The following is a 26,758-nucleotide window of genomic DNA, read 5'->3' as shown; positions in this document are numbered from 1 at the left end:
AAAAACTTTTGTGGTTAAATCTAAAATCAAAAATGAAAAAATTCATTATAGCAAGTTTATTTCTTGCAGGTTTAACGAGTATCAGTGCTCAAAAACAAATTCAATTATACAAAGGAAAAGCTCCGGGAACAGAAAACTGGACGCAGAAAGAAGCACAGCAATTCAACGAATTGTTTAAAACAGAAGTTGTTTTCAATGTTACACAACCTTCAATTTTAGTTTTCGAAGCTGAAAAATCAAAAGCTAATGGAACTGTTGTCGTTGTCGCTCCGGGTGGAGGTTTCCAAAGCTTATCAATCAACCGAGAAGGAATTGATATGGCAAAAAAACTCGCAGAAAACGGAATCACAGCAATCGTTTTAAAATACAGATTATTGGAAACAAAATCCAACGACCCAGCCAAAGAAATGATGGAAAACATCAAAGATAGAAAAGCTTTTGATGCGAAAACGGCGCCTATCAAAGTGATGGTAGGAGACGACATCAAAACAGCAATTTCTTATGTTCGAACTCACGCCAAAGAATTGAATATTAATCCTGAAAAATTAGGTGTAATCGGATTTTCGGCAGGAGCAAGTGTAATTTTGGAAAGCGTTCTTCATAGTAAAGATGCTTCAACATTACCAAATTTCGCAGCATCCATTTACGGTGGACCAAGTCAGGAAATTTTAAATACAGAAATTCCAAAATCTCCGCTTCCTTTGTTTATTTGTGCAGCAAGTGATGACCAATTGAAACTCGCTCCTAAATCAGTTTTACTTTACAGCAAATGGCTGGAAGCAGGACAACCAACGGAGCTTCATATCTACGAAAAAGGCGGTCACGGTTTCGGTATGGGAAAACAAAATCTCCCTGTTGATCAATGGTCTAATGTATATCTTGACTGGTTGAGATTCCACAAATTTTTATAAACATTTAAACTGAAAAATATTCACCACAAAAGTCACAAAAGCGTCAAGTTTTAAAATAATTCTTCTGAAAGTTCACAAAAATGAAAATCAAAGATTTTCAAAACTTAAGTAATCTTTTAAAACATATAGCATTGAACTTAAAATGACTAAAGTGTCAAAACTTTTGTGCCTTTTGTGGTTAAAAAATAAACAATGAAATCAATTTTTAATATAGTTTCTTTTTTTGCGGCAATGGCTGTGTCCGCACAGTCTAATGCCGTGATTTCGGAAATGGATAAATATGTAAAACCCCGCTATCGTGTCATCGTCGACAATGATTTCGGTGGCGATCCCGACGGACTTTTCCAGCTCGTTCATCAGATTCTTTCGCCTTCTGCGGAAATCAAAGGAATTATCGGTTCGCATTTAAAACCTACTGACCCTTTTGATAAATCGAATATCACTGCTGAAAACGCGGTGAAAAGAGTCAACGAAACTTTGGAAGTAATGGATCTTAAAAACAAATTCAATGTTTTTCAAGGTTCGAATGACCAGTTAAAAGATACCAAAACACCAAGCATTTCTGAAGGTGCAAAAGCGATTGTTGCAGAAGCAATGAAAGCCGATGAGAAAAATCCTCTGTTCGTGGTTTGTGGCGCAGGTTTAACAGAAGTGGCAAGTGCTTATCTGATGGAACCAAAGATCGCCGACAAAATCGTTGTCGTTTGGATTGGCGGTCCCGAATATCTTGATTTGTCAACGCCTCCTCCTGGATTTACGCCTTTAGAATACAATCTTGGAATCGATATCAAAGCCGGACAAGTTGTTTTCAACGAATCTAATCTGAGAACATCTGGCAAATCCCTAGAAATGCTTATAGACAGACTTTGATGTCTTATGGAGAACTCATCACCAAAGTAAAACCTGAAGGAAAAACAGGCGCTTATTTAACCAAGAAAATTGAAGATTTAATGGAAAGAGTTCAGAAACTGAATTTCCATATTGGTGAAACTTACATTATGGGAGATTCGCCTTTGGTTTTGGTGACAGCTTTACAGTCTTCATTTGAAGCCGATTCTTCATCAAGTTCTTATGTCTTGAAAAACGCTCCGAAAATCGATGATAATGGTTTGTATCAATACAATCCGAAAGGAAGAAACATCAGGGTTTATACACAACTCGATACAAGATTGATGTTCGAGGATTTCTACACAAAACTTAAATTATTTAACAACAAAAAGTAAAAATATAGTATTATGAACAAGAATGAAACTACCTTGCTGATGCTTTCAAAAAAAGCAAAATTTGCAGGATTGTTCCTAGCTTTATTAGCAGTTTCGCCTTTTGCAAAGGCTCAAAATAATCCAACGGTTACAGTTGGCGGAAAAACTTTCAAAGACCTCAACAAAAATGGTAAGCTGGATGTTTGGGAAGACACAAGACTTTCGGTGGACAAAAGAATTGATGCTATTATCAAGCAAATGACCAACGAAGAAAAAGTAAATCTTCTCATCGGAACAGGAATGCCCGGAATTGAAGTTCTGACAGGTCCTGTTGGGGATTCAAAACAAGGTTTGGTTCCCGGAGCTGCTGGTGGAACAGATTCTTTTGACAGATTCGGAATTCCAGCGACGATTGTCGCGGATGGACCTGCAGGTTTGAGAATTCAGCCAACGAGAGAAAATGATTCTAAAACCTATTATGCAACGGCTTTTCCTGTAGGAACAGCTTTAGCTTCAACTTGGAATAAAACATTGTTGGAGCAGGTTGGAAAAGCGATGGGAAATGAAGTGAAAGAGTATGGTGTTGATGTACTTTTAGCGCCTGCTTTGAATATTCAAAGAAATCCATTGAACGGAAGAAACTTCGAGTATTATTCTGAAGACCCATTGATTTCCGGTAAAACTGCGGCTGCGGTCGTGAACGGAATTCAGTCTCAAGGTGTGGGAACTTCAATTAAACATTTCGCAGCGAATAATGAGGAAACCAACCGTTTGACAATCAACGCTCACGTTTCTGAAAGAGCAATGAGAGAATTATATCTGAGAAATTTTGAAATCACAGTTAAAGAATCTCAGCCTTGGACTGTGATGTCGTCTTACAACAAAGTGAACGGCGTTTATACTTCAGATTCAAAAGATTTGTTGACTCAGGTTTTGAGAAACGAATGGGGTTTCAAAGGAATTGTAATGACTGACTGGTTTGGTGGTTTCCCAGGATTTGAATCGATTAGAAGCGGTGGGATTTCCGATGTTGTAAAACAGATGAACGCTGGAAACGACCTTTTGATGCCGGGAATTCCAGCGCAGAAAAAAGTGTTGTTGGAAGCTTTAAACACAGGGAAATTATCTCAGGAAGTTGCTAACCTCAACGTGAAAAGAATCTTGGAATATGTTTTCAAAACGCCAACTTTCGCACAATACAAATACAGCAACAATCCGAATTCTGTTCAAAATGCAGAAACAACAAGAAATGCAGCTGCAGAAGGAATGGTTTTGCTTAAAAACGAACAAAATGCTTTGCCTTTTGTCAACAAACAGAAAGAAGTTTCATTATTCGGAGTGACTTCTTACGCTTGGATTACAGGTGGAACGGGAAGTGGAAGTGTGAACAACAAACACACAGTTTCTCTTTTGGAAGGCTTGAATGCGGCAGGTTACAAATTAGATAAAGAACTGGTTGATTTATACAAACCATTTGCTGAAAAAGAAGAAGCGGCTGAAAAAGAAAGAAGAAAAGAAAGAGGGATTTTGGCACTTCCGGGAAGATTGTCTGAGATGAAATTAGACGACGCTTTCTATGCTAAAAAAGCAGCAACTTCAGAAATCGCTTTCGTTACTTTGGGTAGAAACTCTGGTGAAGGCGGCGATAGAGTAGTGAATGAAGATTTTAATTTGGCTACAGAAGAAATCGAAATGCTGGATAAAATCTCAAAAGCTTTCCACGCAAAAGGGAAGAAAGTGGTTGTGATTTTAAATATCGGAGGTGTAATTGAAACTGCTTCGTGGAAAGATAAAGTTGATGGAATTCTTTTAGCTTGGCAACCGGGTCAGGAAGGTGGACATTCTGTTGCAGATGTGATTTCAGGAAAAGTAAATCCTTCAGGAAAACTGACGATGACTTTCCCTGTAAATTATGCAGATCACGCTTCAGCAAAGAATTTCCCAGGAATTCCTGCGGATAATCCAAAAGATGTGACGTATCAGGAAGGTGTTTATGTTGGGTACCGTTATTTCAATACGTTTGGTGTGAAGCCTTCGTATGAATTCGGTTATGGTAAGTCTTATACGGATTTTGCTTATTCGAATATTAAAACCAATTCAACAACTTTTAACAACAAATTAGAAGTTACCATTGATGTAAAAAACACTGGGAAAATTGCAGGAAAAGAAGTGGTAGAATTGTACGTTTCAGCTCCGGGAGAAACGATTGACAAACCAAAATCTGAGTTGAAAGCCTATGCTAAAACTAAAGATTTGAAACCTGGAGAATCTCAAACGATTACTTTGACTTTAAATGCAAAAGATTTAGCTTCATTTGAAACTGCAAAATCTGCGTGGATTGCTGAAGCAGGAAGTTACAAAGTGTCTGTGGGAGCATCTTCTTTGGATATCAAACAGACTGCAGAATTCTCTGTTCCAAAAGAATTGGTGGTGGAGAAAGTGCAACATATTTTGCCTGCAGATGAGAAGTTTGAAGATTTGAAGCCTTAAAAATAAATTCTCGCAGATTGAGCAAATTTTGCAGATTCTTTTTTTTATCCGCGCTATCTGTAAAATCTGCGAGAGATTTCAGTCAAATTAAATAATCAATATTAAACTTGACTTTTAATGACAAATTTAATGTTTCAAAATAATATATTATCAACAAAAGGGGCTATCTTTAGCCTCTTTTAAAATTAAAAATATATGGCGAATAATGAAGTTGGAACAAAAAGGAATTATACGGTTCCTTTGGTTACGATTACACTTTTATTTTTTATGTGGGGGTTCATCACGTGTATGAATGACATCCTTATCCCATACCTGAAACAACTTTTCAAACTGTCGTTCTTCGAATCGATGTTGGTGCAGTTTTGTTTCTTTGGAGCTTATTTTATCGGCTCATTAATTTACTTTTTAATTTCAACAACCAAAGGCGATCCAATTGATAAAGTCGGTTACAAAAAAGGAATCCTTTTCGGGATTTTCTTGGCAGCATTTGGTTGCGTATTGTTTTTTCCTGCAGCGAGTTTGGCTTCTTATCCATTGTTTTTAGGAGCTTTATTCATTTTAGGACTTGGATTTACAGTGTTGCAAATCACGGCGAATGCTTACGTTTCACTTTTAGGACCAGAAGATTCTGCATCCAGCCGATTGAATATGACTCAGGCTTTCAACGCATTCGGAACTACAATTGCACCGGTTTTGGGAGGACATTTGATTTTCGAATTGTTTTCTGAGGCAGATGGTTCTTTCTCTGCTGCAGCGACTAAAATCCCTTATTTGATTTTTGCGGGGATTCTATTGTTGGTAGCTTTGATTATCTCTAGAGTTAAATTACCAGATTTCAAAGTAGCTGGGGAAGAAGTAGTGAAAGGTTTTGGAGCTTTGCAACACAATCATTTGAAGTTCGGTGTTTTGGCAATGTTCTGTTATGTAGGTGGAGAAGTGGCTGTTGGAAGTTTCATCATCAGCTTTTTGGAACAACCGCAAGTGATGAATCTTACCGAGTCTGTAAGTAAAAACTACCTTTCTCTATACTGGGGTGGAGCGATGATTGGTCGTTTCCTTGGTGCTATTTCATTGAATCATTCTATTAGTCAAAGTAAGAAAGCTTTGTATATGTTAGGTGCGGCTGCGGCTGTTTTCTTGGTGATTTTCAGTATTGTGGATTTGACGTTTGCACAGATTAGTTTCTTCTTGGTATTTATTGCTTTGAACTTCGTGGCATTCTTTATCGGGAAATCTGCTCCGGCAAGAACCTTATCTATTTTTGCTGCAATAAATGTTGTATTATTAATTTCTGCAATGTTGACCGAAGGACCATTAGCAATGTACAGCATCTTAGGAATTGGGATTTTCAACTCAATTATGTTTTCTAATATCTATACATTGGCGATTTCCGGTTTAGGAAAATATACGAGCCAAGGTTCATCATTAGTAGTAATGGCCATCTTAGGAGGTGCTATTGTTCCGATTTTCCAAGGATATTTGGCAGATACTTTTGGAGTTCAGCATTCCTTTATTATTCCTGTGTTCTGTTATCTTGTGATTTTGATTTTTGGTGCGTATTGTACTAAATATCTTAGCCACGTAAAACAAGATGCAGATGCTAAGTCTGGACATTAAGATTTTTACTTTATAAATATGAAAACCTGCTGTTGAGCAGGTTTTTTTGTTTTATTTATTAATTAGCACGAGCTGGAAGCTCGCGCTAACGAATTGGTATTTATAATGCTGGCGCGAGCGTCTCGCTCGTGCTCATATGAATAGAAAATTCTTTGAAGCTGGCGCGAGCGTCTCGCTCGTGCCCATATCATAAATTAACATCAATCTTCAAAACTCCTTCAAAATCATCACAATAATTTCTTGCACTGCTGTATTTCCACTCCCAAGATTCAATGACAAAACCACTTTCAACAGGATTTTGATGGATGTAATTAAGTTTTTGCTCAAATACTTTTAATGACCAAATTTCTATCGGTTGATTGTTTTGCTGCCAAAATTGATATTCTTTTACATTAGAATTTCTACTTCCAGCTTTTTTAAACATCCAAAGCATCCATTCTTTTCTACTTTCCTGATTATTCTCTTCAATGGCTTTAAGTAATTTTCTAGAAGTAAACCCTTTGAAATCTCTAATTAATTCAGAAGGTTTCCCGTCATCAGAGCGAAAGATTAAATGTACGTGACTTGGCATAATACAATAACCAAAAATCACCATTCCTTTATTTTTCCTACAGTAATCTAAAGAACTGATTACGATGTCAAAATATTCTAATCTTGAAAATACATCTATCCAAAAAACAGTTGCAAAACTGATAAAGTAAGCTCCATCTTTTTCTCGGAATTTATATTTTCTACTCATTGTATTGTGTTTTAAGTAAAACTACAAAATATAATGATATGCTGGTGCGAGCACCTTGCTCTTACTCATAAAGTAAAAAGGCACGAGCTTGAAGCTCGCGCCAGCGTGGTGCAAAACTTATGAAATATGCTCCATCTTTTTCTCGGAATTTATATTTTCTACTCATTATTTTGTGTTTTAAGTAAAACTACAAAATATAATGATACGCAGGTGCGAGCACCTTGCTCTTACTCATAAAGTAAAAAGGCACGAGCTTGAAGCTCGCGCCAGCGTGGTGCAAAACTTATGAAATATGCTCCATCTTTTTCTCGGAATTTATATTTTCTACTCATTATTTTGTGTTTTAAGTAAAACTACAAAATATAATGATACGCTGGTGCGAGCACCTTGCTCTTACTCATAAAGTAAAAAGGCACGAGCTTGAAGCTCGCGCCAGCGTGGTGTCAAAATATTCTAATCTTGAAAATACATCTATCCAAAAAACAGTTGCAAAACTGATAAAGTAAGCTCCATCTTTTTCTCAGAATTTATATTTTCTACTCATTATTTTGTGTTTTAAGAAAACTACAAAATATAATGATATGCTGGTGCGAGCTTCAAGCTCGTACTCATAAAGTAAAAAGGCACGAGCTTGAAGCTCGCGCTAGCGTGGGCTAAAATTGTATTCCGCATCTCTAGCATCTGATCCCAATTCTCATCCTTCCGTATTTCTACTGCAATTAATAAAAATTTCCAACCCCAAAAACCCTAGTTCTCCAACCTACCCAACTCCTCCGGAAGTCTCAAAACCCTAGTTTTGTAACAAAACAACTTTTACTTTGGTTTCCAAACGAGGGTTTTGTAACCAAACAACTTTGGCAGAAGTCAGAAAACCTTCGTTTTGTAACAAAATGACTTTTACTTTTGTTTCTCAACTATAGTTTTGTGACTAAAGAATATTTTTTATACATTTAAAACGTTTAAAAACTATATTATTCACAAAAAAAATTAATCATTACATGAAAATTACATTATCCAAGTTGAGCACCAAAGATTTGGCTACACTTGCTCAAAGAACCATCAATGTTTCAGAATCCGGAACTTATGCTGTCATCACAGCTCATCCATTATTAGCAGATCTCAAACTGAAATATGCAGATTATGATGCCGTTTATGCTAAACAAATCTACAGTGGGAAAGGAGATTCGGTTGCTCAAGCTGACAAAGAAAGAGACGATGCTTTTTCTAACCTGAAAGGATTCTTAAATGGTTACAGAAAACTGTCGTCAGTTGCCAATCAACAATCTGCAGAAGACCTGTATCAGATTTTTAAATTGTTTGGTCTGGAGCTATATAAGTTAAGCTATTCCTCCCAAACCGCTCAAATGAAAAAACTAATCGAGGAGTTGGAAAAACCAGAGAACAGCCAAAAACTGAATGACTTGAAAATAATGGCGGCTTTTGATGATATGAAAACCAAGCAGATAGATTTTGAAACACTCTTTGCAGAACAAGCTTCTGCCAATGCCGACCTTAGGAATCAGAAGAGTGCATCGGGAATCCGCAAAGATCTGGAAAAGTCTTTGAAATCTTTCCTCAATCTAATCACCGCAATGAAAGATGTTTCCGATTGGAAATTGTTCTATGCCGATGTCAATGAGCTGGTAAAGGCTGCAAAAAATTCGAACAATTTGCCTCATAATAATGGAGAGGGTAATCCTCAATAAAATCAAAAAAGCAACCTATATTTGGTTGCTTTTGTTTTATTTAATCTTTTCCAATAGGTAAAGTTTACCACCTGAGAAAGCTTGCTTCGGAATCAGAGCGCCTTCCAGTATCATGGTTTTGTTATTGATATCGATGATAGAGATGTAATTGCTGGAGTTGATTTTCAGATAGTTTTCTTTCTCCTTGGTCAGCGGATTTTTTCCGAATTCGAAGTCGTACTTTTCCCAGCTCACCTTTTCCGTATTGCAATGCACAGGCTTGTATTTGGATTTTTTAGAATTGAAAATAATCTGATCAAATCCCTCTACGCACTCACTTTCGAAGGAGCTTTCTGGATTAGGATCATTGGTGAAAGCTTCAAAATCTCCTTTGTATACGCCTACTATTTTCCAAGTACCGTCTATTCGGTCTTCATCTATTTTGCCTTTGGCTTTGCTCACAGCCCAGCTAACACCTTTTACAGTACCTTTCACTGTTTTGTAACCTAGTTTTGCAACGCCTGTTACGACCTTGGTTGCAGTAGAAACAATGCAAGATTGCAAAAGACCTATTACACAAATAGAAACTATTATTTTTTTCATAACATTCGTTTTTCTGATACGAATATAATGTTTTAATTAGGTTTTCCCCGAAAAAAAATATTTATTGATAACGCTCGTGTTCTTTTGGTTTAGAGAACTTCTCGATAATTGGTTTGAAAAGCGCTTTGTACTTCTCTATATCAAATAACTGAGAATCTGTCAATGCTTTGTAAGTAATCCACACACTGAAAGGGAATAAGACCATGTTCGGGATCCAAGCAGCAATATAAGGGTTGATACCGCCTTTCCAAGAGATGTTTTCTACAGTAAGATTAAGGACATAAAAAATGATGAAGATTACAATGGCAATGATCACGGGAAGTCCCATTCCTCCTTTTCTAATGATAGATCCAAGGCTGGCACCAATCAAAAAGAAAATAATACAAGTGAAAGAGTAGGATACTATTCTTTGCTGATACATCACGATTTTGTTATGATTTTTTACAATATCTGAGATGCTATTTTGGTTAGACTCTATGCTGGACTTCAAAGCTTCAATTTTGTTATAAGCGCCCCAAAGAACCTCCAGTTTTTTATCTTTTTTCAGCGTATCGATTTTGTAAGGTTCTTTTATAACCTTATTCATAGGTTTGGTTTTGTCGATATATTGGACAAAGTTATTGGTTTGCGAGATCACAGGAGAAGCCATCGCACTTACCGAGACAATGTTGCTTTTTCTGTTTTTAATAAGAGTTTGGTTGACCTCGCCATAAGTCTGGAAACGATAATCATCTGTGATTTTTTCTTTTTCAATGGCATTATTTATCAGCTCACTGATATCGAAGTGGTAAACCAAACTATCATATTTTACCGATTGATTGGGTTGTTTTTTTCTTTCTTCGTAAGGTTTGTTGGAGATGTTATCTTCGTAAACGTATCCATCATAAAGAATCAGTTTCAGATAATTTCTATCTTCTGCATTAGCAAATTTTCCTTTTTTTGCAATAATGGTTTGCTGATTGTCGTATGGGCTTGCATTTTTGTGTAAGAAAACACCTTCTAGTTTTTCACCTTCTTTACCATAGATTTTATCAAATTTTACAGAGTATCCGGAAATTTGATCTATGAAAACACCAGGAGTAAAATTGATGGCTGGCTTAGAAGACACAATATTGAACAGCATATTCTTGGCTTTTCTTTGAAAATCCGGAATAATGTTATTGGAAAATAAAAACAAAATTCCCGCAAGAAAAGAAACCGTAATCAATAATGGCATCATTACCCGAAGCAGAGAAATTCCCGCAGCTTTCATTGCAGCAAGCTCGTACCGTTCTCCGAAATCTCCAAATGTCATGATGGAGGAAAGTAGGATTGTAAGTGGTAAAACCATACTTACAACGTTCATCCCAAGATAGAAAAGCAGTTTTGTAATTTCTCCGTAGGTCAATCCTTTTCCCGTTAATTGGGACATCTGTGTCCAGATAATATTAACAATGAAAATGAAGAACAGTACACTGAAAATAAATAGAAATGGGCCGAAAAAAGTCTTGATTATATATTTGTCTAATTTTTTCAATTCAGAAATTTAGACTTCAAAAATACTGTAAAAAAAGCAATACTGAAATTGATTGTGTGATTTTAGGAAATTTTTAGAATTAAGTTGATGCAATAAGCATAAAAAATCCGCAATCATATCGATTACGGATTTAATTTATTAATGATAGAAAGTCTATTATCTATCCATCTATCATCTTTTAGTTTGATTTAGAAAATATAATCTGTACTCAGGAAATTAGAATCGTGGTCTCTAACGATTGTGTTTAACAATTCTTTGTTGGAATCTGTCACTTTTGCTGCGACCAAAGAACGAATTGAGAAAGATCTCAAAGCATCGAAAACAGAAAGTGTTCCTTCTGCACTATCTTTTCTTCCTGTGAAAGGGAAAACGTCTGGACCTCTTTGAGCCTGACAATTGATGTTGACACGGCTGACCAAATTCACAAATGGATCAATTAATTTTGAAACCTCCATTGCATCTTCGCTGAAAATACTAACCTGCATCCCATGGTCTGCGTTGACTTGATAATCAATTGGTTCATCAATCGTTTCAAAAGGAACAACAGGAATGACTGGTCCAAATTGCTCTTCGTGGTATAATTTCATATCGCTGTTTACGGGATAAACAACAGCAGGGAAGAAGAATGAAGCGTCGTTATAACCACCATTTTCATTCAAAACTTTAGCACCTTTTGATAAGGCATCATCAAGACATTCTTTCAAGTATGATGGTTTGTTAACTTCTGGAAGAGGCGTTATTTTCACGTCTTTTTCCCAAGGCAATCCGCCCTTCAGAGCAGAAACAGCTTCAGACAATTTTTTAGTAAATTCTTCCGCAACTTCTTTCTGAACGAAAATCAATTTAAGAGCTGTACAACGCTGTCCGTTAAAAGACAATGAACCTAAAATAATTTCGCTGACTGCAATATCCAGATTGGCATTTTTGGTGACAATGGCTGCGTTTTTGGCATCAAGACTTAGGATTGCTCTTAATCTGTTCACTTTTGGGTGCAGTTTTTTCAAACCATTAGCCACTTTACTCGAACCGATGAAAGCCAGAACATTCACTTTTCCACTTTCCATAATTGGTGTGATGATTTCCGAACCTTTTCCATAAAGTGTGTTTACAGTTCCCTTTGGAAACGCTTCTTTGAAGGCATTCAGTAAAGGATAATGAGCAAGAACACCGTGTTTTGGTAATTTGAACAAGATTGTATTTCCCATGATTAGAGCAGGAATCAAAGTGGTGAAAATCTCATTCAGTGGATAATTGAAAGGTCCCATACTTAAAACAACGCCAAGCGGAGCTCTTCTGATTTGCGCAATAGTTCCTTCGGCTTGTTGGAAACGAGAAGATTCTCTGTCTAGGTCTTTCAGAGCGTCAATTGTTTGATTGATGTAATCTACGGTTCTGTCAAATTCTTTGGTAGAATCGGGTAGGGTTTTCCCAATTTCCCACATCAATAATTTGATAACCAAATCTCGCTGCTGGATCATTAGATAAACAAATTTCTGCATACATTTGATTCTACCTTCGACTGACATTGTTGGCCATTCGCCGAGTCCATTGTCGTACGCTTTTACGCAGGCTTCCAAAACGTCAAGCGCTTCTTTTGGGCCAATGTTAGGAATACTTCCCAAGAGTTTTCTTTCCAACCCATTTTCTGTAGGGATGCAAACCGGCGAATATATTTCTGTAACATCGCCGTCCCATTGTACCAATTCTCCGTTCAGAAGATATTCTCTTTGATGGATTACTGGAACTTGGTATACTTCTGGGATTTCTTTTTTGAATAGATTGTCAAATGCTTGTGCTGAACTCATAGTTTTTTATTTTAAATATCATTTTTAGTTACAATAAAGTTAGAACTTATAATCGATTTTTAATATTAAATAAATAGGATTTATAAAATCTTAATAATTAAAAATCAACATCATTGTTGAGTTTTATAATGAATTAAAAACTGGCCTATTTTGTTGACTTAATAGCCCAAAATAATAGCAAAGGTTGCATAAATAATCTTGCCAATCTTTTATTGTCTGTATTGAGGCCAAAGCTGTCTCGTCTGTTTTTGTATTGGGCAATGTTTCCGGGGAAAACGGCTGTGAATAAACCTGCAGCTATTTCTCCAATTATAGGTTCATATTTTTTAGGTGCGGCGATGATGGCAGTTCCCACGGCTATTTCTACAATTCCCGAATAGACAACAGTATCGTCTTTTTCTAACGGAACCCAGTCCGGAACTTGAGCCTGAAATTCTTTCCTTGCGAAAGTAAGATGTCCTATTCCAGCTGAGATAAGCATGGCGCCCAATCCGTATTTTGCGATTTTTTTGATGGTGTTTGATTTCATATTAAAGGATTTCCTCATATGAAGTCAAGAATGATTCCAAATTGGATTTTAATTAATGAAAATACCTCGGATCTGGATATTGAAATTCGAAGTCCAATTCTTGAATTAATTTTTCAGGAGAAATGGTTCTGCCTTTTGTGGTTCGTTCGCCGGAGTAGGGAAGTCCTTTCTGTGCATTGATGACTTCTTCTTTGTTAGGATGTATTGGCGCAACTATGTTATAAACTTTTGACTGCGAATTATTTTTCAGCATCTTTTCAAAAACTGAACAGATATCGGCGTAATGAATATGATTAACCAGCATATTCAGATTAGAGATATTGTAATTCTTAAGTAATCTGTTGTCACCCATCAATCCTGCTAATCTCATAATATTAGTCTGAGGAAATTTTTCTAAAATGAAATTCTCGCTTTCCACTTCCAGTGCTGGTTTGTCTTCTTCTATGAAATCTTGTTCGGTTTCGGGATAAACGCCCGTTGAGCTCAATAGGAAGAGTTGACCTTTGTAATCGCCAAGGAAATTGAGGAGGTTTTGGCGTTTGTCATTCATCGGAATCTGTGCACCTCGGATTCCGGAAAACGGCACGCTGATGATGATGGCATCCAGATCTTTGGCGGCTTCCCAAGCTTGCATCTTAGTATCTATGGTTTCCGGAAAACTAACCAAAGTGGCGTGGTAGCCTTTGGTGTTGAGGTCTTGTGCTTTGGTGGGTGTGGTAGTGGTGGCAAAGATTTTATATCGGTTGGATAATCTATCTGCGATGTGATTGCCGAGCCAGCCGAAGCCGATGATTCCTAGGTTTTTCATTTATAATCTTTTGGAATTTCAAAAGTATCAATTCCTCTTGTTTTGAACAACTAAAGTTCTCTAAGGCTTTTCCGCAACTTGTAGGAGACTTCTGCAGTTCTACAAAAGTTACAAACAAGTTTGTTTTAAACAAAATGTAAATGCAGGAGGCTTGTTTTAAGATTGTTTATGAATTTCTGCGGATGCGTGAGGTTTTAAACGAGGTTATTTTGAAAATGAATATTTCTGCATCATACTCCGCTAGCGCGAGCTTCTAGCTCGTGTCTCAAGATAAATAATGGGAACGAGCAAGATGCTCGCACCAGCGAAGGGACTATACTTGAAAGAATTTCTCCTATCACATTTCCATTCTCATCTAATAATTGAAGTGGAGAAAATATAGGATAAATTACAGTGAATTCTTTCATTAAAGCTTAATAGGATTAAAACAAACTCTCATCCACAAAATTCGGCAATGTCACTTTTAAATTCGGTTCAGCTTCCATCGCTCTTTTGATGGCGAACACAGCACCTTCATTTCTTGCCCAGCTTCGTCGGGAGATTCCGTTGTTCACGTCCCAGAAAAGCATAGATTTTAATCTTCTGTCGGCATCATCACTTCCATCAAGCAACATCCCGAAACCACCGTTGATCACTTCGCCCCAGCCAACGCCACCACCGTTGTGAATAGAAACCCAGGTCGCTCCACGGAAACTGTCGCCAATCACATTGTGAATCGCCATATCTGCCGTAAATCTCGAGCCGTCATAAATATTGGAAGTCTCTCTGTACGGCGAATCCGTCCCCGAAACATCGTGATGATCCCTACCCAAAACTACCGCCCCGATTTCTCCGTTTTTAATCGCTTTGTTGAAAGCTTCTGCGATTTTCATTCTTCCTTCCGCATCGGCGTATAAAATTCTCGCCTGCGAACCTACGACCAGTTTATTTTCCTGAGCCCCTTTGATCCACTGGATATTATCCTTCATCTGTCGCTGAATTTCCTCGGGAGAATTTTTAATCATTTCCTCTAAAATCTGGCAGGCAATTTCGTCTGTTTTCTGTAAATCTTCCGGTTTTCCGCTCGTACAAACCCAACGGAACGGCCCGAAACCATAATCAAAACACATCGGCCCCATAATATCCTGAACATAAGAAGGGTATCTGAATTCTCTTCCCAACGTAGGATTTTCTGACATTACATCAGCTCCGGCTCTGGAAGCTTCCAATAAGAAAGCATTTCCGTAATCGAAGAAATAGGTTCCTTTTGCCGTATGTTTGTTGATGGCTGTAGCGTGTCTTCTCAAGGTTTCCTGAACTTTTTCTTTGAATAATTCAGGGTTTTCTGCCATCACCGTATTTGATTCCTCGAAAGTCTGGCCAACCGGATAATAACCGCCCGCCCAAGGATTGTGAAGCGAAGTCTGGTCTGAACCAATATCGATTCTTAAATTTTCTTCATCAAATTTCTCCCAAACTTCTACGATATTTCCCAAATAAGCCAGAGAAACCGTTTCTTTATTTTCCTGAGCTTTTCTCACTCTTGCCACCAATTCATCCAGATTTTCGTGGATTTCGTTTACCCATTTCTGGTCGTGACGGATTTTAGTAATCTTTGGATTGACTTCTGCAATCACCGTTACGCAACCAGCAATATTTCCTGCTTTTGGCTGAGCTCCGGACATTCCACCCAAACCGGAAGTCACAAACAAACCGCCTTTCGGTTCTTTATTGATTTTTCTAAATGCATTCAAAACAGTAATCGTCGTTCCGTGAACAATTCCCTGCGGACCGATGTACATATAACTTCCTGCTGTCATTTGTCCATATTGCGAAACGCCCAACGCATTGAATTTCTCCCAATCATCTGGTTTAGAATAATTCGGAATCATCATTCCGTTTGTCACCACCACTCTTGGCGCATCTTTATGTGAAGGAAACAATCCCATCGGATGGCCAGAATACATCGTTAAGGTTTGTTCATCTGTCATTTCAGACAGATATTTCATCGTTAAAAGATACTGCGCCCAGTTGCTGAAAACAGCGCCGTTTCCACCATAAGTAATCAATTCGTGAGGGTGTTGCGCCACGGCATAATCCAGATTATTCTGAATCATCAGCATAATAGCTTTTGCCTGCTCAGATTTTCCAGGATATACTGCGATGTCTCTTGCTTTCATTTCGTAATCTGGACGAAAACGATACATATAAATTCTACCGTATTTTTCTAGTTCTTCCTTAAATTCTGGCAACAATTCTGCGTGAAATTTTGGCTCGAAATAACGTAGAGCATTTTTCAGAGCGAGTTTTTTTTCTTCTTCTGTTAGAATTTCTTTACGTTTTGGAGCGTGGTTGACGTTTTGTTCGTATGGTTTGGGTTGAGGTAATTCGGATGGAATACCTTGTTTTATTTGTTCTTGGAAAGTCATTGTATGGTTGATGGTTGTTTGTTGACTGTTGTTGGTTTTTTTGTGGTTTTAAAGATATTTAAAATGAAAATTATAATTCCCATTACACTTATTGGAATAAGGATTTTGTTTAGCATATCATTAACAAGTAAAAAATAGTTTGCAATGAATATAAGGAGGTTCAATGCGGAGTAAAGGAAATTTGTACATCTTCGCATTAGAAAAATAACAGAATAGCCTACAAGATATATCGCATAAGATAAATAGAAACTAGATATTGTATAAATAGGATTACTCAAAATTGCATTAATATCTATTCCAAAATTAATAGTTCTATTGACTCCCCAAGTTTTTACTTCACCTTCTGTTTTTGTACTAAAAAAATAAGCTATCATAAATATTAAAACCGGCAGAAAGAATATAAAAAATAGATATTTAGTAAAAACTTTTTTCATAAAGAGTTTTAGATTTTCAAAGTTTTAAAGATATTCAAAATTGGAAAAATGATTTTTATGAAATTTTATAAAATTGAGGCTATCTCATTTTTGAGATAGCCTCTTTCTTTTTTATCCAAGAACATCATCGTTTTGTTCTTCGTGGTCATCATCATTATCACTGGTGCTCCAATAGTTGTTTTCTTCATCTTCAGAACCTATTTCTTCCATCTCGTCATCTTCTTCAGTCCCTGGGATATCTAAACCTTTATCAAGTTTGTCTTCATCTGTTTCAACATTGAAAATGGGATTTCCGTCGCCATCTAAAGGGATGTGTTTTTCTCTGATAAAGATATCTTCTGATTTTGGATAGTCGAGTTCTTCTAGATTTCTGTCTTGTTTGCTGGTGTTGTCTTTTGGTATCATAATATTTTGTTTAGTGTTGAGTATTTTATGAACAAATATGATTCCAAGCGGTCAATTTAATTATTGATAAATTTCAGGATTCACACAATTGGGCATTGGTTGATTTTTGGAAAAAGCGATGACATTTTCTGCTGCCAATCTCGCCATTCCGTTTCGGGCTTCAATGGTTGCAGAACCAATGTGCGGCAAGATGCAGACATTCGGGAGTTGGAGTAGGGGATTTTCATTACTCATAGGTTCTGGATTAGTAACATCTAAACCTGCGCCCCAAATTTTTCCTGATTTCAAAGCTTTGTATAAATCTGTTTCGTTATGAAATCCGCCTCTTGCTGTGTTAATGAAAATCAAATTAGGTTTCATTTTTTCAAAAACTGATTGGTTGAAAAGATTAGCTTGCTCTGGCGTATAATTGGCGTGAATACTAATGATATCCGAATTTTGAATTAATTCATCAAAAGAAACATATTTAGCATCCAATTCTTTTTCAGCAGTTTCATTATGACTTCTGTTATGATAAATGATATTCATTCCGAAAGCGCCTTTACATTTTTCAGCCATTTCAAAACCAATTCTTCCCAAACCTAAAATTCCCAAAGTCTTTCCATACAATTCCTGTCCGAGTTCTTCCAATGCATCAAAGTCTTTCCAATTTCCTGATTTTACTTTTTCGATGTTATAATTGACTTTTCTGGAAACCATTTGCATTAATAAAAATGCGACATCAGAAGTGGCTCTACTAAGAACATCAGGCGTATTTCCAACGGGGATTTTTCGTTTTGTAGCTTCGGCAATATCAACTTGATCGAATCCTACTGAGAAGAGTGAAATAGCTTTTACATTTGGAAAATTGTCAAAGAAATCCTTATCATATTTGTTCTTACCAACATTGAGAATAATATCTGCTTTTTTACAGTTTTCCAACCATTCTTCGTGAGATAGATTGTCTGTTTGAGGTGTTATGATTTCGAGATTATTTTCTTTCAGTAAGTCGATTCCGATTTGTGGAATCCTTTTGTTTAGGAATACTTTCATTTTTAATATTTAGATTTAAATAAAAAAACCGGAAACTAGCTCCGGTTTTATATGTTGTTTAAATTTTTCTTATCAAAAATTATTCCTCTGTTGGTCTTTCTTTGTCTTTTGAGAAAAAGAATTTGATAATGATTGGCAATGTTGTAACCAAAACAATGATTAGAATTATGATTTCTAATTTTTTCTTAAGGTCTATTCCGAATTGATCCATAAACAACTTGTCTAGATAATGACCTGCAAAAATCATTGTGAAAGACCAAAGAATTGCGCCTACAACATTGTAAAAGAAAAACTTTTTTTTGTCCATTTTAACAATTCCTGCAACTATTGGAGAAAACGTTCTCACAATAGGAAGAAATCTGGATAAAATCACGGCTACGGTTCCGTGTTCTTCGAAGAAATCGTGCGCTTTGAAAAGGTATTTTTTCTTGAACCAGAATGTGTCTTTCTTTTCATATAGAATTGGACCACTCTTGTAACCAAACCAGTATCCAACTTCGTTTCCGATGATTGCTGCAATAGCGACAGCAGTTGCAAGAATAGTAGTGTCTAGAAAATCGGAACCTGTAGACCCAAAAGTCGTATCAATGATCTGAACAGCATAAATCCCAGAAATGAAAAGCAAACTGTCACCTGGCAAAAAAAATCCGACAAATAATCCAGTTTCAGCAAAAATAATGAATAAAATCAACCAAAAACCACCTAACTTGATGTAAAATTCGGGGTTTAGTAAGTCTTTCCAACTTTCAAAATGTTCCATAGTTATTTCTCTTGCGCAAATATATTAAAAGCAAATTGAATTAGTTGGCTTAAAAAATGATTTTATGATTATTTAACGAAAGCTTTATTAATCGTACTTGTCACCCCATTTATCTTTGAGCTGTTCCTTGATTTTTTTCTCTGTAGAGTTATTAGCTGGATGATAAAATGCTGTACCTTTGATGTCATCTGGTAAAAATTCTAAATCTACAAAGTTACCTTCGTAAGAATGCGCATATTGATACTCTTTGCCATAATCCAAGTTTTTCATCAGTTTGGTTGGTGCATTTCTAAGATGTAGTGGAACAGGAAGATTTCCGGTTTTCTTCACAAAAGCCATTGCTTCATTAATTGCGCTGTAAGTCGAATTACTTTTCGGAGATACAGCAAGATAAACCGCGGTTTCACTTAGGATAATTCTAGCTTCCGGATTTCCAATCACGTTGATAGCTTGAAAACAATTATTTGCCATTACAAAAGCGTTGGGATTGGCGAGACCAATATCTTCTGCAGCAAGAATCATCATTCTTCGGGCAATGAATTTGATGTCTTCGCCTCCGACCAACATTCTAGCAAGCCAATAAACAGCGCCGTTTGGGTCGGAACCTCGCATCGATTTGATGAAAGCAGAAATAATATCGTAATGTTGTTCCCCATTTTTGTCATACAAAGCCATATTTTCCTGCAAAACAGAAAGTACATCTTTGTTGGAGATTTTGTTTTTCTTAGCTGATTTGAATTGATTCAGAACCAATTCTATGGAATTAATCAACTTTCTCGCATCGCCTCCCGAATATTGGATGAATGCTTCTTTTTCTTCGAGATAGAATTTGGTATTGTTGATTTCGTTATATTTTGAAACGCTTATATCTGCTAACTCCTCCAATTTTTCAAAAGTCAAAGCTTTCAGAATATAAACTTGCGAACGAGAAAGCAAAGCTGAAACCACTTCAAAACTTGGGTTTTCTGTAGTTGCGCCAATCAGAACAATCCAGCCTTTTTCAACCGCGTGAAGCAAAGAATCCTGCTGCGACTTGTTGAATCTGTGGATTTCATCAATGAATAAAATCGGACTTTTTCCAGAGAAAAGATTCTGTTTTTTAGCTTCATCAATAATGTCTCGTACATCTTTTACACCAGCGGAAACAGCTGATAATTTGTAAAATTTTCTTCCAGATTTTTCAGAAATAATTTCTGCCAAAGTCGTTTTTCCAGTTCCCGGCGGACCCCAAAAAATAAGAGAATTGATGGTGTCATTATCCAACATTCTTTTGATAGTTCCGTTTTTTCCTGTGAGATGTTCTTGACCTAAAACATCATCCAAAGTTTTTGGACGTAAGATTTCGGCAAGTGGAGAATTGTTCATATTTCAAAATTACGGAATTAAAATTTTCGGAGGAATTAAATTATACTAAAAACCCTTTCAAAGTTCTAAATTGACTTACGTCGAATCTTCGATTTCTGAAAGGGTTGATTTTTATTTTAATGTAAATATTAAAGTTTTCTGCTAATCACATAATCCAGCATTAGTTTCAGTGATTCTTTAGCTTCGTTATCAGGAAATTCAGCCAGAATGTCAAGCGCTTTTTGCTGATAATCTTTCATTGTTTTGATAGCATAATCCATTCCGCCAGAAGATTTCACAAATTCTACCAATTCGCGAACTTTTTTGGAATCGTTGTTATAACGCTTTATCGTTGCAAAATATTTTTTGTAATTCTCAGGACTTGCATTTTTCAAAGTATAAATCAAAGGCAAAGTCATCTTCTGTTCCTTGATATCGATTCCGACAGGTTTTCCGATGATATTGCTCGTTTGATAATCAAAAAGGTCATCTTTGATTTGGAAAGCCATTCCTGTGTAAGTCCCAAATTCCTGCATTTTTTTCGCAGTCGCTTCATCCACACTATTTGATAAAACACCAACTTCGCAACACGCTGCAATCAAAGTTGCTGTTTTTTGACGGATGATTTCGTAATAAACATCCTCAGTAATATCCAATTTTCTGGCTTTTTCCAATTGAAGCAATTCGCCTTCAGACATTTCTCTGATGGTTCTGGAAATTACAGCTAACAAATCAAAATCCTTGTTGTCTGTAGAAAGAAGAACCGATTTCGAAAGCAAATAATCGCCCACCAAAACCGCAATTTTATTCTTCCAAAGTGCATTAATAGAAAAGAAATTTCTGCGCTTAAAACTCTCATCCACAACATCATCGTGAACCAAAGTCGCTGTATGAATCAGCTCAATCATACTGGCACCACGGAATGTTTTTTCATTCACATTTCCGACCAACTTTGCGCAGAGAAAAACAAACATCGGACGCATTTGTTTCCCTTTTGTCGTCACAATAAAACGCGTGACTTTATCCAACAGCGCCACATTACTTTTCATCGATTCGTAAAACTTTTGTTCAAAAAGTTTCATTTCGTCAGAAATCGGAGCTTTGATTAGTTCTACTGTATTGGCCACTGTTCGCGTTTAAAAATTATATTTTTGGAGCAAGACGATTAGGTTTCTTTTCACTTTTTCAACCCGCTGTCCGTTGCAATCTTTTTTTACAAAAAAGGATTTCCACTACCATCGGGGCTATGTTGAGGATTTGTCTTTCGTCTCACCGGAAAAACTGTTGTAAAAATATCAAGAATTCTGAAATATCAAAGCATCAGATACAGCTTAATATTCAAATGATGATATCTTACATCCAATCTATTATTCTACAAATATAATTATTCTAAATCTTCAAAAGGAATAAAATAAAGACTTTGAGGTACTTTTTTGATTTTAATACTGAATCGTTCTCCAGAAATGTAAATTCCCTTTTCGGTTGCAGTAATTCCTTCGATTTGCCCGACATTGTAAGCTCTTCCAAGAGAATATTTTTTTAGAGGCTTATTAAAGAAAAGATTTCCAGTTTCATCTTTCTCGAAAATCATCATATAAACCGAAGCTTTTTTGGTATAACCAACAACATATAATTTGTTTTCAAAAACCGAAGCATCTGTCACAACAAAACCTGTATCAAAACTCTCGAGTTTTTTTGCTGGTTGATTTTCTGTCAGATTTTTATTAATGACATAATGTGAAACAGTATTTGTAATCCATTCTTTTGTAAATAGATGAATGTTTCCGTCCAAGAAAATCATCGCTTCTGCATCGAAATTATTATTGATGTTTTTCGGAGTAAAATCAGTTTGTTCAGGATAAAAAAACGGAATAGTTTTAATAGAATCAACAATCAAAGAATCATTTCTGAAAGGAATTCGATAAACTTTCAAATCTTTTCTCGTTCCCAAATTATTCCCGAATTCGCCAACATAGAAATTTTCTCCGTCATTCGTAAACGCTTCCCAATCGATGTTTTTGAGTCCGGTTTGAAAGGTTTTTTCTATGTAAGGACTTCCTGCTTTTATTTCAAAAATTTCGCTGGTGTTTCCGCTGTCATTAAAGGAGAAGAGTTTTCCGTCGAGATTTGTCAGACCAGAAGATTCTTGCAAAGAGTCACTCAAAACAGCCATTTTATATTTTTTCAGATTTAAGGATTCAACTTTTTGAGCTGAAATCTGAATCCCAAATAGAAAAACTAAAAAATATAAAACCTGATTTTTCATTTTTTGAAATTACAGAATATTCATAATATCATCCCAGCCAGAAACTCTTACCGAATTTTCAACCTTTGAATTCGCATTATGAGGCTGAGAAAACAGAATTCTTTGACCTGAAAAAAGATTCAGGTTTTTCGGATGGTCATCAATCATAATGTCGCCGATGATAAAATCCTTTCTTCCACAAAAAATCATCTGCTTCCAGCTGATAAAAGGAAAATGTTCCATCAGCCATTCAGCTTTTTCGGTAAGACTATTTGGAAACTCTGTTGCAGAGGAAACGATGAGAACATTATATTTTTCGTTCAAATATTTCAAAACTTTTACTGCATTTTCTATAACTGGAACTGTTCTGAAAAATCCTTTGGAATTAACATCTTCCAAGAAATTAGGAAAAGCTTCGGCTTCTAAAAGTCCTGAGATATTTTCCCAAAGAATTTGGTTGCCGTTTCTTTTGTATTCGTAATCTATAAAATGTTGGTTCGTATTGGCAAGAACGCCGTCCATATCTACTAAAATCGTCTTCATATTGTAAAAATAAGAATTGATTTTTTGAGTAGGAAATTTACTGGATTAAAATATTGTTAAAGAATTACTCCGCCGTTTTGTTCGCCAATTGTCCACACGCCGCGTCGATGTCGCTACCACGACTTTTTCTAACAACGATTGTGATTCCGGCTTTCTCCAACTCACGGACATATTTTTGCTCAGCCTCAATGCTTCTGTGGTCAAATTTCCCTTCGCCAATCGGATTGTATTGGATCAGATTGACTTTGCTTGGAACTTGTCTGCAATATTTGATTAAAGCTTTGATGTCTTCGTCTCCGTCATTAATTCCTTTCCAAACACAATATTCAAAAGTAATTGGAGAACCTGTTTTTTGATACCAATATTGAAGCGAATCCATAATATCGGTCAACGGAAATTTTTCCGAAAAAGGCATTATCTCATTTCGTTTATGCTCGATGGCTGAGTGTAACGAAAGTGCTAATTTAACTTTCAATTCTTCATCCGCCAGCATTTTTATCATCTTCGGAATACCCGATGTTGAAACAGTGATTCTTCTTGGTGACATTCCCAGACCGTCCGGTTTTGTGATTTTGTGAATCGCTTCGACAACGTTTTTGTAATTCATCATCGGTTCGCCCATTCCCATAAACACAATATTTGTGAGAGGTCTGTCAAAATATAATTTACTTTGACGGTCAATCAGCGCCACTTGGTCTACGATTTCTGCAACTTCCAGATTTCTCATTCTTTTGAGTTTGGCTGTTGCACAGAATTCACAGTTCAGAGAACATCCAACTTGTGAAGAAACGCAGGCTGTACTTCTGGATTCAGTTGGAATCAGAACGGATTCTACCATCAGTCCGTCGTGAAGTTTTACACCGTTCTTTATCGTTCCGTCAGAAGATTTTTGTAATAGGTCAACAGCAATCGGATTGATGAAAAAATCACGTGAAAGATTATCACGAAGATTTTTAGGAAGATTTGTCATCTCATCAAAAGAATGCAGATTCTTGCTCCAAAGCCAATCATAAACCTGCTTGGCACGAAACGGCTTGTCACCAATTGTGCTGAAGTAATCTTTGAGTTGATCGAGGGAAAGTGTACGGATATCTTTCAATGTATTCTGAAAATTTTTGCAAAGATACGTTTAATGTAACAATTTTAAAATCTAATAATGAAACGATAGATATATCTAATAATCTTGAAATTATTTTAAATTTAAAAGATAATTTCTAAGCTATGTCTCAGATTGATAATAGATTAAAATTTAATTTTTTTAAATTATGAAATTAAATTAAAGTATTAGGAATCATCATTCGACTTTACTAATATATTCATAATTATTACATTTGCATTGATTTTTACCCTTATGAAATTCCAAGCCTTTTACGACAGCCCGTTTGTACTTAAATTTTCTTTTGAAAAACTCATCCGAAAAATGGAAGCAGAAGCTTCTGAGAGCTCGCAGTATGCGCTTTCGCATCAAAGGATTTTGGATAAAACCAAAGAATTTCCCGAACTTTTAAATGGCATTAGCAATCTTGATTTCTTCAAACACAACGAAACAATGATGAAGGAACTTTTGCGTGACCTTTTTCCGCCAATGCTGACTGGGAATGAAATCAAAGCAATTGGTTTTCCTTTTTATAATTTTTTTTTCAATCCGTCGAAACGTTTTCAAAGTATTCTGAAAAATGCTGGCGAAAACTTTGATATGTTCATCAAAGGTCTTGACCCGCATCGCTTTTATGTGATGAGCTGTTGTATTATTCTAAGAAATTTTTATAATGTTCCGCTCAATTTTTCAATGCCTTTTATTTTCGATATTCCGAATGAAGAAGGTGTTGTAAATCATTATCGTTTTCTGAATAATATTGATTTCATCGATGTTAATCCATTGGAAAATTTCAAGAGATTAACAGAAGAGGAGATTGCAGAATTGCTGGATAATTTTGAAGATTACGAATTGTGGAAAGAAAAATTCCCCTCAAAAAGTTGGGAACTGAAAGGTTTTGCTGTGGTTAATTTCTTTGATGCAACAACGGAAATTGCCGTTTCTAATCTCAAAACTAAGCTTATTAATCTTGAAGATGATGAAAACCTAAAACCAGAATTGAACAAAATCTTCCGATCGATTTTTCAGGTTCCTGATTTGGAATTAGGATATACGTCAATCAACCACGAAGAAAATAAATTTGTGAAAACGCCTGTCAATAGTGTGATTGATAGTTTTATTCTCTCAGGATTCAACCATTCTAAAAATGAATTGCTTTGCGAAAAGAATTTCAATGCGTTGGTAGAATCCAGAAAATATTTCAGCATTTCTGATTTTGAAAAGATTTACAAAGAGTTTCCGGACAGTGATTTTGCAAAACAATTCTACGACGCTGGAATCAAAAGTGCGATTTTTGCTCCAATTATAAAGAATAAAAAAGTTCTCGGAATTATCGAACTCGTTTCCAGAAAAAAAATGCTGAACAGCATCAATGCTCAAAAAATGGAAATTGTAATGCCTTATCTGGAAGATACGATGGACAGGCTTTATGACGGCATTGAGACGAGAATCCAAGCGATTATCCAAAGAGAATATACATCGATACATCCCAGTGTTTATTGGAAATTCCGACAAGAAGCGGAACGCCATATCGGTTTTTACAGAGAAGAATTTGATTTGCCTTACCGAGAAATCACTTTCGAAAATCTGACACCACTTTTTGGACAAACAGATATCAGAAACTCTTCGGTTTCCAGAAATTTGGCCATTAAAAAAGATTTGGAAATCAATCTGATGCTGATTTCTGATGTTTTCAAAAATGTGAGTTCTGACAATGATTTGGAATCAATTAATCTAAAACTGATTCATTTTCAGGAATTGTTGGCTAAAGATTTAAAAGCAGATACAGAAAGCCAGGTTCAGAATTTTATTCATCAGGAAGTTCATCCTTTGTTGGAATCAATCAAGCTTCAGAATGTGAATTATAATCAGGTAGTTACAGATTATCATAAGCAATTAGATTCTAAAACTGAATTGGTTTACAATTTCCGTAAAAAATTTGATGATAGTTTGTCTTCGGTTAATAAAACCTTAGCAGATATTCTGGATAAGCGTCAGGAAGAGCAACAGCGCAGATTTCCGTTTTATTATGAGCGTTTCAAAACCGATGGAGTTGAGCATAATATATATATTGGTTCATCGATTGAACCTGATTTGATTTACGATCCGATTTTCTTGAAAAACCTACGTTTGTGGCAATTGAGAGTGCTTTGTGAAACAGAAATCGAATATGCAAAACACAAAGACCGATTGGCTTATCCTTTGGATGTTGCGTCTCTGATTTTGGTTTACAGTACGCCAATCAGTATTCGTTTCAGAATGGATGAAAAACGTTTTGATGTGGACGGAAGTTATAATGCGCGCTACGAAATGATTAAAAAACGTATAGACAAATCCTTAGTGAAAAACTCGGATGAACGGATTACACAATCTGGAAAAATAAGCATTATCTATTCTCAGGAAAGAGAACGTGAAGAATATCTGAAATTGATAAAAATCCTTCAAAACCAAAATATTCTGGAATCGAGTATTGAAGAATTGGATGTTGAAGATTTACAAGGAATTAATGGACTCAGAGCTTTGCGTGTTGCTGTGAATTATCAAGCGGAGAAGGTGGAGTATGATTTTGTGGAAGTTCTCTAAATT

At 36.1% G+C, this 26,758-nt stretch carries 22 protein-coding genes and 1 pseudogene; 7 read left to right on the top strand and 16 right to left on the bottom strand.

Going from position 1 to position 26,758, the window contains the following annotated elements; translation table 11 throughout:
* Nucleotides 1-32 precede the first annotated feature (32 nt).
* The 5 genes from DRF58_RS01805 (at nucleotide 33) to DRF58_RS01790 (ending at nucleotide 6,220) form a co-directional block, all read left to right on the top strand.
* Nucleotides 33-911, top strand: a complete 879-nt coding sequence (locus DRF58_RS01805; protein WP_116032147.1) for an alpha/beta hydrolase — start codon at nucleotides 33-35, stop codon at nucleotides 909-911.
* 192 nt (nucleotides 912-1,103) lie between these two features.
* Entirely contained in the window at nucleotides 1,104-1,781 is a 678-nt protein-coding gene (locus tag DRF58_RS18585; protein ID WP_206605210.1) for a nucleoside hydrolase, read from the top strand.
* A complete protein-coding gene (locus tag DRF58_RS18580; RefSeq protein WP_206605209.1) occupies nucleotides 1,781-2,134 on the top strand; it encodes a hypothetical protein in 354 nt (117 codons plus the stop codon). The genes DRF58_RS18585 and DRF58_RS18580 overlap by 1 nt, the downstream gene beginning before the upstream one ends.
* A 12-nt stretch (nucleotides 2,135-2,146) precedes the next feature.
* A complete protein-coding gene (locus DRF58_RS01795) occupies nucleotides 2,147-4,603 on the top strand; it encodes a glycoside hydrolase family 3 N-terminal domain-containing protein (protein WP_116032145.1) in 2,457 nt (818 codons plus the stop codon).
* A gap of 195 nt (nucleotides 4,604-4,798) precedes the next feature.
* Nucleotides 4,799-6,220, top strand: a complete 1,422-nt coding sequence (locus tag DRF58_RS01790; protein WP_116032143.1) for a sugar MFS transporter — start codon at nucleotides 4,799-4,801, stop codon at nucleotides 6,218-6,220.
* Between the two features lie 187 nt (nucleotides 6,221-6,407).
* On the opposite strand, the gene DRF58_RS01785 is transcribed toward DRF58_RS01790, so the two are convergent.
* Nucleotides 6,408-6,959 (bottom strand): REP-associated tyrosine transposase, encoded by a 552-nt coding sequence (locus DRF58_RS01785; RefSeq protein ID WP_116032141.1) that lies wholly within the window; start codon nucleotides 6,957-6,959, stop codon nucleotides 6,408-6,410.
* A 445-nt stretch (nucleotides 6,960-7,404) separates the two neighbouring features.
* Nucleotides 7,405-7,503 (bottom strand): annotated as a pseudogene (locus tag DRF58_RS18675) (transposase); the annotation flags it as partial.
* Between the two features lie 454 nt (nucleotides 7,504-7,957).
* On the opposite strand from DRF58_RS18675, the gene DRF58_RS01775 reads away from it, so the two are divergent.
* On the top strand, nucleotides 7,958-8,665 hold the full coding sequence (locus tag DRF58_RS01775; RefSeq protein WP_116032139.1) for a DUF6261 family protein: 708 nt from the start codon (nucleotides 7,958-7,960) through the stop codon (nucleotides 8,663-8,665).
* A 36-nt stretch (nucleotides 8,666-8,701) separates the two neighbouring features.
* On the opposite strand, the gene DRF58_RS01770 is transcribed toward DRF58_RS01775, so the two are convergent.
* The 14 genes from DRF58_RS01770 to rlmN all read right to left on the bottom strand — a co-directional run bounded on the left by DRF58_RS01770 (nucleotide 8,702) and on the right by rlmN (nucleotide 24,175).
* A complete protein-coding gene (locus tag DRF58_RS01770) occupies nucleotides 8,702-9,247 on the bottom strand; it encodes a hypothetical protein (protein WP_116032137.1) in 546 nt (181 codons plus the stop codon).
* Nucleotides 9,248-9,308: 61 nt separating this feature from the next.
* Entirely contained in the window at nucleotides 9,309-10,763 is a 1,455-nt protein-coding gene (locus DRF58_RS01765; RefSeq protein WP_116032135.1) for an LptF/LptG family permease, read from the bottom strand.
* Between the two features lie 188 nt (nucleotides 10,764-10,951).
* Nucleotides 10,952-12,568, bottom strand: a complete 1,617-nt coding sequence (locus DRF58_RS01760; protein ID WP_116032133.1) for an NADP-dependent glyceraldehyde-3-phosphate dehydrogenase — start codon at nucleotides 12,566-12,568, stop codon at nucleotides 10,952-10,954.
* Nucleotides 12,569-12,713: 145 nt separating this feature from the next.
* Entirely contained in the window at nucleotides 12,714-13,097 is a 384-nt protein-coding gene (locus DRF58_RS01755; protein WP_116032315.1) for a DoxX family protein, read from the bottom strand.
* Between the two features lie 52 nt (nucleotides 13,098-13,149).
* Nucleotides 13,150-13,905, bottom strand: a complete 756-nt coding sequence (locus DRF58_RS01750; RefSeq protein WP_116032131.1) for an NAD(P)-binding domain-containing protein — start codon at nucleotides 13,903-13,905, stop codon at nucleotides 13,150-13,152.
* A gap of 422 nt (nucleotides 13,906-14,327) precedes the next feature.
* Nucleotides 14,328-16,313 (bottom strand): urocanate hydratase, encoded by a 1,986-nt coding sequence (locus tag DRF58_RS01745; RefSeq protein ID WP_116032128.1) that lies wholly within the window; start codon nucleotides 16,311-16,313, stop codon nucleotides 14,328-14,330.
* A gap of 545 nt (nucleotides 16,314-16,858) precedes the next feature.
* Complete coding sequence (locus DRF58_RS01735) at nucleotides 16,859-17,152, bottom strand: hypothetical protein (protein WP_116032123.1); 294 nt, start codon at nucleotides 17,150-17,152, stop codon at nucleotides 16,859-16,861.
* 60 nt (nucleotides 17,153-17,212) lie between these two features.
* Complete coding sequence (locus DRF58_RS01730) at nucleotides 17,213-18,184, bottom strand: 2-hydroxyacid dehydrogenase (RefSeq protein ID WP_116032120.1); 972 nt, start codon at nucleotides 18,182-18,184, stop codon at nucleotides 17,213-17,215.
* Nucleotides 18,185-18,263: 79 nt separating this feature from the next.
* Nucleotides 18,264-18,944, bottom strand: a complete 681-nt coding sequence (locus tag DRF58_RS01725; RefSeq protein WP_116032117.1) for a DedA family protein — start codon at nucleotides 18,942-18,944, stop codon at nucleotides 18,264-18,266.
* A gap of 87 nt (nucleotides 18,945-19,031) precedes the next feature.
* A complete protein-coding gene (locus tag DRF58_RS01720; protein ID WP_116032116.1) occupies nucleotides 19,032-20,309 on the bottom strand; it encodes a replication-associated recombination protein A in 1,278 nt (425 codons plus the stop codon).
* Between the two features lie 128 nt (nucleotides 20,310-20,437).
* Nucleotides 20,438-21,415, bottom strand: a complete 978-nt coding sequence (locus DRF58_RS01715; RefSeq protein WP_116032113.1) for a polyprenyl synthetase family protein — start codon at nucleotides 21,413-21,415, stop codon at nucleotides 20,438-20,440.
* A 257-nt stretch (nucleotides 21,416-21,672) separates the two neighbouring features.
* Nucleotides 21,673-22,554 carry a hypothetical protein gene (locus DRF58_RS01710; RefSeq protein WP_116032111.1) on the bottom strand — a complete coding sequence of 294 codons (882 nt, stop codon included), beginning with the start codon at nucleotides 22,552-22,554 and terminating at the stop codon, nucleotides 21,673-21,675.
* A gap of 9 nt (nucleotides 22,555-22,563) precedes the next feature.
* Nucleotides 22,564-23,076 carry a 5' nucleotidase, NT5C type gene (locus DRF58_RS01705; RefSeq protein ID WP_116032108.1) on the bottom strand — a complete coding sequence of 171 codons (513 nt, stop codon included), beginning with the start codon at nucleotides 23,074-23,076 and terminating at the stop codon, nucleotides 22,564-22,566.
* A gap of 64 nt (nucleotides 23,077-23,140) precedes the next feature.
* Nucleotides 23,141-24,175 (bottom strand): 23S rRNA (adenine(2503)-C(2))-methyltransferase RlmN, encoded by a 1,035-nt coding sequence (gene rlmN, locus DRF58_RS01700; protein WP_116032105.1) that lies wholly within the window; start codon nucleotides 24,173-24,175, stop codon nucleotides 23,141-23,143.
* A 252-nt stretch (nucleotides 24,176-24,427) separates the two neighbouring features.
* Here rlmN and DRF58_RS01695 point away from each other — a divergent pair, with 252 nt between their 5' ends.
* Entirely contained in the window at nucleotides 24,428-26,755 is a 2,328-nt protein-coding gene (locus tag DRF58_RS01695; RefSeq protein ID WP_116032103.1) for a GAF domain-containing protein, read from the top strand.
* Nucleotides 26,756-26,758: the final 3 nt, after the last annotated feature.

The organism is Epilithonimonas hispanica (assembly GCF_003385395.1).
Taxonomy (GTDB): Bacteria; Bacteroidota; Bacteroidia; order Flavobacteriales; family Weeksellaceae; genus Epilithonimonas; species Epilithonimonas hispanica.
The sequence above is the reverse complement of the archived record's forward strand: the minus strand, read 5'-3'. Positions and strand labels throughout refer to the sequence as shown.

What these genes read in the sequence shown, in the direction of transcription:
- DRF58_RS01770 (WP_116032137.1), bottom strand. Translation starts at nt 9,247, where the DNA reads ATGAAAAAAATAATAGTTTCTATTTGTGTAATAGGTCTTTTGCAATCT.
- DRF58_RS01695 (WP_116032103.1), top strand. Translation starts at nt 24,428, where the DNA reads ATGAAATTCCAAGCCTTTTACGACAGCCCGTTTGTACTTAAATTTTCT.
- DRF58_RS01720 (WP_116032116.1), bottom strand. Translation starts at nt 20,309, where the DNA reads ATGAACAATTCTCCACTTGCCGAAATCTTACGTCCAAAAACTTTGGAT.
- DRF58_RS01760 (WP_116032133.1), bottom strand. Translation starts at nt 12,568, where the DNA reads ATGAGTTCAGCACAAGCATTTGACAATCTATTCAAAAAAGAAATCCCA.
- DRF58_RS01790 (WP_116032143.1), top strand. Translation starts at nt 4,799, where the DNA reads ATGGCGAATAATGAAGTTGGAACAAAAAGGAATTATACGGTTCCTTTG.
- DRF58_RS18580 (WP_206605209.1), top strand. Translation starts at nt 1,781, where the DNA reads ATGTCTTATGGAGAACTCATCACCAAAGTAAAACCTGAAGGAAAAACA.
- DRF58_RS01730 (WP_116032120.1), bottom strand. Translation starts at nt 18,184, where the DNA reads ATGAAAGTATTCCTAAACAAAAGGATTCCACAAATCGGAATCGACTTA.
- DRF58_RS01805 (WP_116032147.1), top strand. Translation starts at nt 33, where the DNA reads ATGAAAAAATTCATTATAGCAAGTTTATTTCTTGCAGGTTTAACGAGT.
- DRF58_RS01745 (WP_116032128.1), bottom strand. Translation starts at nt 16,313, where the DNA reads ATGACTTTCCAAGAACAAATAAAACAAGGTATTCCATCCGAATTACCT.
- DRF58_RS01705 (WP_116032108.1), bottom strand. Translation starts at nt 23,076, where the DNA reads ATGAAGACGATTTTAGTAGATATGGACGGCGTTCTTGCCAATACGAAC.
- DRF58_RS01750 (WP_116032131.1), bottom strand. Translation starts at nt 13,905, where the DNA reads ATGAAAAACCTAGGAATCATCGGCTTCGGCTGGCTCGGCAATCACATC.
- DRF58_RS01710 (WP_116032111.1), bottom strand. Translation starts at nt 22,554, where the DNA reads ATGAAAAATCAGGTTTTATATTTTTTAGTTTTTCTATTTGGGATTCAG.
- DRF58_RS01775 (WP_116032139.1), top strand. Translation starts at nt 7,958, where the DNA reads ATGAAAATTACATTATCCAAGTTGAGCACCAAAGATTTGGCTACACTT.
- DRF58_RS01755 (WP_116032315.1), bottom strand. Translation starts at nt 13,097, where the DNA reads ATGAAATCAAACACCATCAAAAAAATCGCAAAATACGGATTGGGCGCC.
- DRF58_RS01785 (WP_116032141.1), bottom strand. Translation starts at nt 6,959, where the DNA reads ATGAGTAGAAAATATAAATTCCGAGAAAAAGATGGAGCTTACTTTATC.
- DRF58_RS01725 (WP_116032117.1), bottom strand. Translation starts at nt 18,944, where the DNA reads ATGGAACATTTTGAAAGTTGGAAAGACTTACTAAACCCCGAATTTTAC.
- DRF58_RS01795 (WP_116032145.1), top strand. Translation starts at nt 2,147, where the DNA reads ATGAACAAGAATGAAACTACCTTGCTGATGCTTTCAAAAAAAGCAAAA.
- DRF58_RS01735 (WP_116032123.1), bottom strand. Translation starts at nt 17,152, where the DNA reads ATGATACCAAAAGACAACACCAGCAAACAAGACAGAAATCTAGAAGAA.
- DRF58_RS18585 (WP_206605210.1), top strand. Translation starts at nt 1,104, where the DNA reads ATGAAATCAATTTTTAATATAGTTTCTTTTTTTGCGGCAATGGCTGTG.